The organism is Mesobacillus sp., from assembly GCF_049588175.1.
Taxonomy (GTDB): domain Bacteria; phylum Bacillota; class Bacilli; order Bacillales; family Cytobacillaceae; genus Mesobacillus.
In genome coordinates this window covers 1-8,959 of record NZ_JBAVFI010000059.1, presented here as the reverse complement: position 1 = coordinate 8,959, position 8,959 = coordinate 1, and the positions used below count along the sequence as shown (strand labels likewise).

At 42.0% G+C, this 8,959-nt stretch carries 8 protein-coding genes and 1 other annotated feature; of the genes, 7 read left to right on the top strand and 1 reads right to left on the bottom strand.

All coding sequences use genetic code 11. From position 1 onward, the window contains the following. The 4 genes from WB217_RS01415 to dtd all read left to right on the top strand — a co-directional run. On the top strand, positions 1–569 hold a 569-nt coding region (locus tag WB217_RS01415; RefSeq protein WP_423989960.1), incomplete at its 5' end, for a single-stranded-DNA-specific exonuclease C-terminal domain-containing protein. Beyond that, entirely contained in the window at positions 560–1,072 is a 513-nt protein-coding gene (locus WB217_RS01410; protein WP_423989958.1) for an adenine phosphoribosyltransferase, read from the top strand. The genes WB217_RS01415 and WB217_RS01410, both read left to right, overlap by 10 nt. Before the next feature lie 419 nt (positions 1,073–1,491). Next, positions 1,492–3,684 (top strand): RelA/SpoT family protein, encoded by a 2,193-nt coding sequence (locus WB217_RS01405; protein ID WP_423989956.1) that lies wholly within the window; start codon positions 1,492–1,494, stop codon positions 3,682–3,684. Positions 3,685–3,695: 11 nt separating this feature from the next. Next, a complete protein-coding gene (gene dtd / locus WB217_RS01400; protein ID WP_423989954.1) occupies positions 3,696–4,136 on the top strand; it encodes a D-aminoacyl-tRNA deacylase in 441 nt (146 codons plus the stop codon). A gap of 72 nt (positions 4,137–4,208) precedes the next feature. On the opposite strand, the gene WB217_RS01395 is transcribed toward dtd, so the two are convergent. Next, a complete protein-coding gene (locus WB217_RS01395) occupies positions 4,209–5,984 on the bottom strand; it encodes an SH3 domain-containing protein (protein WP_423989952.1) in 1,776 nt (591 codons plus the stop codon). A gap of 272 nt (positions 5,985–6,256) precedes the next feature. On the opposite strand from WB217_RS01395, the gene WB217_RS01390 reads away from it, so the two are divergent. From WB217_RS01390 to aspS, 3 genes are all read left to right on the top strand, one after another. Then, positions 6,257–6,430, top strand: coding sequence for a hypothetical protein (locus WB217_RS01390; protein WP_335376278.1), 174 nt, complete (start codon positions 6,257–6,259; stop codon positions 6,428–6,430). Positions 6,431–6,490: 60 nt separating this feature from the next. Continuing rightward, positions 6,491–6,730: a binding site (T-box leader), on the top strand. 116 nt (positions 6,731–6,846) lie between these two features. Next, the gene (gene hisS / locus WB217_RS01385; protein ID WP_423989950.1) at positions 6,847–8,124 is read left to right on the top strand and encodes a histidine--tRNA ligase; all 1,278 of its coding nucleotides are present in this window, start codon (positions 6,847–6,849) and stop codon (positions 8,122–8,124) included. Between the two features lie 13 nt (positions 8,125–8,137). Then, a partial coding sequence (gene aspS, locus WB217_RS01380) for an aspartate--tRNA ligase (RefSeq protein WP_423989948.1) occupies positions 8,138–8,959 on the top strand: 822 nt, incomplete at its 3' end.

Below are 8,959 nucleotides of genomic sequence, written 5' to 3'. Positions count from 1 at the left end.
AGGATAAGTTTTCTGCTATTCTGGGAGATTCGCTATTGTTGGTTTCTTCTGAGGAAGAGGTCGAACAGCTTGCGTTCGATTTATCTTATGTTGTATTGCTGGATCTTCCGCCATCTAAGGATCTTCTGGTAAAATTATTATCGGGAAAAAATCCAGGCAGAATCTATGTCCACTTTTATAAAGAAAATAGTGAGTTTTTCACTACCATGCCAACAAGGGAGCACTTCAAATGGTTCTATGCTTTTCTTTCCAAGAAAAGCCCTTTCGACCTGAAACGGTATGGCGGTGAGCTGGCAAAGCATCGCGGATGGACAAAAGAAACAATTGAATTCATGTCACAGGTGTTTTTTGAACTAGATTTTGTTAAAATAAACAATGGGTTTATTTCGCTTGAAAAAGATGTCCCTAAAAGGGATTTAACTGAATCCAAAACATATCAGCATAAGGTGCAAGCATTTACTCTTGAAAATGAGTTGCTCTATTCATCCTACGAGCAATTGAAGGATTGGTTTGACCAATTCATTCAAGAGTCGGTGAAAAATGAGGAGGCAATTATTCAATGGATTTGAAACAATTCATCACAATCGTTCCCGATTGGCCAAAGCCAGGCATTAAATTTAAAGATATTACAACTTTAATGGACAATGGCGAGGCATATAGATATGCAACCGACCAGATCGTGGCTTATGCACGTGAAAGGCAAATTGATCTTGTAGTAGGACCTGAAGCTCGCGGTTTCATCATTGGATGCCCAGTAGCTTACTCACTTGGAGTAGGTTTCGCTCCAGTGCGCAAGGAAGGCAAACTTCCTCGTGAAACTGTGAAAGTTAATTACGGCCTAGAATACGGCAGTGATGTATTGACAATTCACAGAGATGCAATCAAACCAGGACAAAGAGTATTGATTACAGATGATTTGCTTGCAACAGGCGGAACAATTGACGCAACGATTAAACTAGTAGAAGAACTTGGCGGAGTCGTAGCAGGAATCGCGTTCTTGATTGAGTTGACTTACCTTGATGGACGCGGAAAATTGGATGGATATGATATTTTAACCTTGATGCAATATTAATGAGTATGGGCGCTTCTCTTCGAAGTGCCCATTTGTCATTCTTAAGCAGGTTTTACTTGGTTTACATACAAATATCCGTGGTGAATTAAATAGGTCTTTTATCTAGACTAAAGTATAAAAATCAGGCTCTGTTAAAGGTCTACGTTGTTTTTTATTTATAATTATAATTAACACAGCTGATATCTAAAAAAAGAATAATATTCATCAAATAATAATAACTTTCGACATTTTTTTTAATTTCCGCTGTAAAATATCTTCCTTTCTCTTTACATCTTTCATTTTTTCTTTGATAATAGTAACAATCCATTATAAGAATCATTATTTATATTAATGGTTTTTTAAAATAAAAGTCGATTTTTCTCTTAACCCCGCATGAAGAAATGCGAGTTAATATAATGAAATAAAAATTAGGTGATCCTATGGCGAATGACCAGGTAATGACCGCAGAACAAGTCATTGACTGTACAAAATCATATTTGAATGATGAGCACGTGAAATTGGTAAAGAAAGCATATGAGTTCGCCAGACAGGCTCATCATGACCAATTCAGAAAATCCGGGGAACCGTATATCATCCACCCAATCCAGGTAGCGGGAATCCTTGCTGACCTGGAAATGGATCCAGCAACGGTTGCAGCTGGTTTTCTTCACGATGTCGTTGAAGATACAGAGGTTACTCTTGATGATTTAAGAGAGGCGTTCAATGATGAAGTGGCAATGCTTGTTGATGGTGTTACGAAACTTGGTAAAATAAAATACAAGTCGCATGAAGAACAGCAGGCGGAAAACCACCGGAAGATGTTCGTGGCGATGGCGCAAGATATCCGTGTCATCCTGATTAAACTTGCTGACCGTCTTCATAATATGAGGACGTTAAAGCATTTGCCGCTTGAAAAGCAGCGAAGGATCTCCAATGAGACTCTTGAAATATTCGCACCGCTTGCACACAGGCTCGGTATTTCAAAAATCAAATGGGAACTTGAAGATACAGCATTGCGCTATTTAAATCCGCAGCAGTACTATCGGATTGTCAATCTGATGAAGAAGAAGCGTGCGGAACGTGAACAGTACTTGGAAGAAGTCATTGTTGAAGTAAAAGAAAGGCTTCATGAGGTTTCAATTAAAGCTGAAATTTCGGGAAGGCCAAAACATATTTATAGCATCTATCGAAAAATGGTATTGCAAAACAAGCAATTCAATGAGATTTATGACTTATTGGCTGTGAGAATTGTTGTAGACAGTATCAAGGATTGCTATGCAATCCTTGGCATTATTCATACCTGCTGGAAGCCTATGCCTGGTCGTTTTAAAGATTATATCGCTATGCCAAAACCAAATATGTATCAATCGCTGCATACAACTGTCATCGGACCAAAAGGAGATCCACTTGAAGTCCAGATCAGGACAGATGAAATGCACAGAATTGCTGAATTCGGGGTGGCGGCACACTGGGCATACAAAGAAGGAAAACCAGTTGAAGGCGCTAATTTTGAAACCAAGCTTTCATGGTTCAGGGAAATCCTTGAGTTCCAGAACGACACTGCCAATGCGGAAGAATTCATGGAATCCCTTAAAATTGACCTATTCTCTGATATGGTATTTATTTTTACGCCTAAGGGCGATGTCATTGAATTACCTGCAGGGTCGGTGCCAATTGATTTTGCATATCGGATCCACTCGGAAATCGGGAATAAAACAATCGGCGCTAAGGTAAATGGCAAAATGGTCACGCTTGATTACGAACTGAAGACTGGCGATATTATTGAGATTTTGACGTCTAAACATTCATATGGACCGAGCAAGGACTGGCTCAAGCTTGCCCAGACTTCCCAGGCGAAGAACAAAATCCGCCAATTCTTCAAGAAGCAGCAAAAGGATGAAAATGTTGAAAAAGGCCGGGAGCTATTGGAAAAAGAGATTCGCAATATGGATTTCGATGTCAAAGAAATTCTTACTTCTGATAGCCTGAAAAAGGTTTCGGAGAAATTTAATTTTACAAATGAAGAAGATTTATTCGCGTCTATCGGCTATAACGGAATCACTGCTTTGCAAGTAGCGAACAGGCTTACGGAGAAGCTACGCAAGAAGCGTGATCTTGAACAGGAAAAGGATATTGCGAACGCTGTTTCAGAGCTTAAGGCATTTTCTCCTGTCAAGAAGCGGGAGTCAGGTGTCAGGGTTTCTGGCATTGATAACTTGCTCATACGCTTATCCCGCTGCTGCAATCCTGTTCCTGGGGATGAGATTGTAGGATTTATCACGAAGGGCAGAGGGGTTTCTGTACACCGCGCAGATTGCACAAATATCCATACAGAGGATGCCCAGGCAAGACTGATCCCAGTAGAATGGGAAACAGCCCTGAACGACCGGAAAGAATACAATGTTGATATCGAAATCAGCGGATATGATCGCAGAGGGCTTCTTAACGAAGTTCTCCAGGCAGTCAATGAAACAAAAACGAATATTACGGCCGTTTCCGGGAAATCTGACCGGAACAAAGTAGCGACAATAAATATGTCCATCGCAATCCATAATGTTAACCATTTACAGAAGGTTGTAGACCGGATTAAACAAATCCCTGACATTTATGCTGTCAGAAGGATGATGAGTTAAGGAGAGTCAACATGCGTTTAGTTGTACAGCGTAGCAAAGAAGCTAAGGTAACAGTGGACGGTGAAGTGACTGGCTCCATTGTGAAAGGGTTTGTTGTCCTTGTTGGCGTAACGCATGAAGACAAGGTAGAAGATGCAGCATTTCTTGCAGAGAAGGTTGCCAATTTGAGAGTTTTTGAAGATGAAGCAGGGAAAATGAATCTTTCACTCCTTGATGTAGGAGGGGAGATTCTTTCCGTTTCACAGTTCACCCTGTATGGTGATTGCCGTAAAGGGCGTCGCCCGAACTTCATGAATGCAGCAAAACCGGACCAAGCACTTTCCATTTATGAAGCCTTCAATCGATTCCTTAACGAAAAAGGAATCAAGGTTGAGACTGGTGTTTTTGGTGCAATGATGGACGTTCAGCTAACCAATGATGGCCCGGTAACATTAATCATTGACAGTAAATAAGAACAAGAAAAGAAGGGATCCCGCAATTATTGCAGGATCCCTTCTTTTTATCTATTGATTAGGTAAAATCGATTAATTGTAATTTTTAAAATAGCGCGCCAGTCCATCAAAGATGCCATTTGCAACTGCTTGCTGGTATTGGGAGGTATTAACTAGCATTTCTTCTGCTGGATTGCTCAGATACCCTAACTCCACAAGTATAGCTTTTTGTCTGTTCTCTCTAAGGACATGGTAGTCGCCAAAACGAGTGCCGCGATCCTTTAGCATCGTCTTGCTGATTACCGATGAATGGATTTGCTCACCTAAAGGCTTTTGGTTTGAATTGTAATAATAGGTGGTCATTCCTCTCACACTGCGGTCATTGGTGCTGTCAAAGTGAAGGCTGATAAATGCGTCGGCATTCTGGTAATGACCTGTGCTGACGCGGGAACCGAGTGATATGTAGGAATCATTATTCCTCGTCATGATGACATTCGTTCCTGAAGCTTTAAGTTTGTCATATACAAGCTGTGCTGTTTTTAATGTCAACGATTTTTCCAGCGTTCCTCTCACACCTGTTGTTCCATTATCTCTGCCCCCATGTCCAGGGTCGATTACGATTGTCCTATTTTTTGTATGCATCTCTGCTCCAGGTTTTTCTATTTGTCCAGAATTTCCCTGAATAGAAACAATCCAGCCTGCCACAAAGCCAGTTAAACCATTGGACAGTGAAATTTCATACCAATCATTCTTGACGCTGATTACTTCGAATGTATCTCCCTGGTTCGCACGGGAAATGACCGAGCTGCCAGTGCTTGGTCCTTTACGGATATTGGTACCATCGTGCAGAATATTAAGCCTGCTATTCTTTACAGGCTGATTAGGGGTAATGACTGGTCCGTTCTTCGTCTTCTGGAAAAACCATCCTGCTGCCCATCCAGTTTCGCCTGCTTTGTATTCGATTTTTACCCAGTTATTCACTTCCTCAATGATTTGGAAGCTTTGCCCCTGTGTGATAGTCCCAATCACTTTACCATTAAGAGCATTGCGATCCCGTACATACAACTGTGAGGCTGTTACAGTGCCTGAATATTGATTTGCAGGTGAAGATGGCTGCTTTTTATCGGATGAAGTGTTTTGGTTCACCTTCAGAAATTGGTCGCTTACCCAAGCTTTCCTTCCCGAATATGTAATTTCAGCCCATCCGTTCGACTGAGAAAATATGGAAACCTCTGCACCTCGCTTCAAAGATCCAATTGTTTTCGCAGTAGTCGAAGGCTTTTCACGGACATTCAAAGAGTCCGCAGTAACAACGCCTTTGGTTTTTGAGTTTTCATTGTTTGCTGGAGTACCAGTTTCTTTACTATCTTTAATAGTGATGATAAATTCCTTTGCTACCCAGCCCTGAATTGCTGAGGTGCGCACTTCGGTCCATTTATTATTGGAATTCATTATTTCTACGGCTTGTCCACTATTCAAAGACCCAACAATCTGAAATTCGGTCCCAGGACCTTTTCTGACTCTCAGCCCGTTGACGGTTACGCTGCCAGTCGTGCCAGCAGGTTTTTGCGTAACAGCAGGCAGTACATTGGAGTCCATTGCAGTAAACCATTCTGCAACCCATCCCTTTTTACTGCCGCCCAGACTAATCTGGATCCAATCGCCTTCCTTCTTAACGATCAAATACTTTTCTCCCTTTTTCACCGATCCTGCAACCGGGTAGCTTAAGCCAGGACCTTGTCTGACATTCAAGCTTGTAGCGGTAATTGTCAGTCTTTCGTTGTTCGCTTTTGCTGTTTCTAATGCTGGCAGGCTCCCGAAAATGAGCAATAGGCAAAGGATGACAGGAACCATTTTCCTTTTTGGCAATGCTCTCCCTCCTTTTAATATATCTTTGCTGTGTTAAAGAAAATTGTTGAATTGGAAACACTGTTGATTGTAGCGATTAGAGCTGAAATCAATAGTCCAGTTGAACACAGCCATGTCTTTAAAATAATATTACCGGAATTTACCGGCAAAATCACGAGGTCTTTTTCCTTATATCGGATTTAACGGACAAAAATTAACTTTATATAAAAATCGTGAAAAATTTTTAAAAGGGTGGGAAGAATAGTTAAGAATAAAAGATGGAAGGTGATTACATGCGATTTAGTGAGAAAGGGATGGCCTCATTCGGAGAAAACCAATTATTTGGCGTCGATTTTCATGATTTTATTCAGAAGGAACAAAGTTCACATGTTGTGGAATTGGCATCTGAGTTCGGGCTTTCACTCCGTGACGTAAGAAAATTAAAAAAACAGCTGGAACGTTCGTGAATTGTTCTTGACAATCGAAAATGGACTCCGTATTATAATATAAATAAATATCATAGCGAAATAATACCGTTGATGGAGCACAGTAGCAGAGAAACACATGGCAAGAGAGGGAATGCCCTGGCTGAAAGCATTTCTGCATGATGACTTTGTGAATGAACACTCCGTAGGATCTTCTCTGAAACTTGGTTAAAAACCAATAGTAGGAGTGGACGTATTCAGGCGTTAACTGTTAAAGAGGAAGTGCGTTCAGGCGCCTTCAATTAGGGTGGCACCACGGGAATCAAAGCTCTCGTCCCTTGTTATTATTACAAGGGATTGGGGGCTTTTTTGTATTTCTTTAAGCAGGTTTCGCGTTAAGCCAACAATTTACCAAATTAACCGTACATAACTAAATTGAAAAAAAAGGAGGATGCACTGTGTCGAAACAAATTAATATCCCTCGGGGAACACAGGACATTTTGCCAGGCCAGGCTGAAAAATGGCAGCTTATTGAAGCGAAAGCTAGAGAGCTATGCGAACGATACCAATATCGGGAAATCCGCACACCGATTTTTGAACATACAGAATTATTCAAACGCAGTGTAGGGGACACAACAGATATTGTCCAAAAAGAAATGTACACTTTTACCGACAGAGGAGACAGGAGCCTGACTCTTCGTCCAGAAGGAACGGCGGCAGCTGTCCGCTCATTTGTGGAAAACAAAATGTTTGGACACGCAAATCAGCCTGTAAAGCTATATTACATGGGACCAATGTTCAGATATGAACGGCCACAGGCTGGACGTTTCCGCCAATTTGTCCAATTTGGCGTCGAAGCCATGGGCAGTGCGGATCCGGCGATTGATGCTGAAGTAATTTCGCTGGCCATGTCCATTTACCAGGAGCTTGGTTTGAAGAAGCTTAAATTAGTCGTAAACAGCCTCGGAGACAAACAAAGCCGACAGGCACACCGTGAGGCTCTGGTAAACCATTTTAAACCGCGGATTGGAGAGTTTTGCAGTGATTGCCAAAACCGTCTGGAAAAAAATCCAATGCGGATTCTGGATTGCAAAGCAGACCGGGATCATGAACTGATGAAATCGGCTCCAGCTATCATCGACTATTTAACTGATGATTCAGCACAATATTTTTCAAAGGTTACGAAATATTTGTCTGATTTGGGAATTGAGTTTGAAGTGGACGCAAATCTCGTTCGTGGCCTTGATTACTATAATCACACAGCATTCGAAATCATGAGCAATGCTGAAGGATTCGGAGCAATCACAACCCTTTGCGGCGGCGGAAGATATAACGGCCTGGTCGAAGAAATTGGCGGACCTGAAACACCGGGCATCGGCTTTGCTTTAAGCATTGAAAGGCTGCTAGCCGCTCTTGATGCAGAAGGTGTAGAGCTTCCGGTAAAAGAAGAGATCGATTGTTACCTTGTTTCCCTTGGAGATTCGGCGAAAGATTATACAGTCGGGCTGCTTCATAAATTAAGAGCATCTGGCTTCTCGGCAGAACGAGACTATCTCGATCGTAAAATCAAAGCGCAATTCAAGGCAGCTGATCGTTTGAATGCCAAATATGTAGCTGTTTTGGGTGAAGATGAATTAAAAGAAAACAAAATAAACCTAAAGTCCATGGCAGATGGAGAACAAATCGAACTGCCGCTTGAAGGTTTTATTGAAAAATTCAGGGAGATTTGCAAATAGAGGGGGAGTTTAAATGTTTGGGAGAACATATTATTGCGGCGAAGTAACAGAACAAGCAATTGGTGAAAAAGTTACATTAAAGGGATGGGTTCAAAAGCGCCGCGATTTGGGCGGACTTATTTTCATAGACCTGCGTGACAGAACGGGGATTGTCCAAATCGTTTTTAATCCGGATGTCTCACCTGAGGCTCTTGCCCTTGCAGAGAAAGTCCGTACTGAATATGTCCTCGACGTGAAAGGAACTGTTATTGCTCGCGGCGAAGGAACGATTAATGAAAACCTTAAAACAGGTAAAATTGAGGTCCAGGCAGAAGACCTGACGATCATCAACGAGGCGAAAACAACTCCATTTATCATTGCCGACAAAACGGATGTTTCAGAGGATGTCCGTTTGAAGTACCGCTATTTGGACCTTCGCCGACCTGTGATGTTCGAAACATTTAAAATGAGGCATCAGGTGACGAAAGCAATCCGCGATTTCCTGGATGGAGAGGGTTTCCTTGATGTTGAGACGCCAATCTTAACAAAGAGCACTCCAGAGGGAGCAAGGGACTATTTAGTTCCAAGTCGTGTCCATCCTGGTGAATTCTATGCACTTCCTCAATCTCCGCAGCTTTTCAAACAGCTCATGATGGTTGGGGGATTTGAACGGTACTACCAGATTGCGCGCTGCTTCCGTGACGAGGATTTGCGTGCTGACCGCCAGCCTGAATTCACTCAGGTTGATATTGAAACTAGCTTCATGAGCCAAGAGGATATCCTTGCGTTGGCAGAGAAAATGATGCAGAAGGTCATGAAGGATGTTAAAGGTATCGATCTTCCAGCACAATTCCCG

Bases quoted from the DNA above. Each gene is read 5' to 3' on its own strand.
- WB217_RS01390 (WP_335376278.1), top strand. From the start codon at position 6,257: ATGCGATTTAGTGAGAAAGGGATGGCCTCATTCGGAGAAAACCAATTA.
- dtd (WP_423989954.1), top strand. From the start codon at position 3,696: ATGCGTTTAGTTGTACAGCGTAGCAAAGAAGCTAAGGTAACAGTGGAC.
- WB217_RS01410 (WP_423989958.1), top strand. From the start codon at position 560: ATGGATTTGAAACAATTCATCACAATCGTTCCCGATTGGCCAAAGCCA.
- WB217_RS01405 (WP_423989956.1), top strand. From the start codon at position 1,492: ATGGCGAATGACCAGGTAATGACCGCAGAACAAGTCATTGACTGTACA.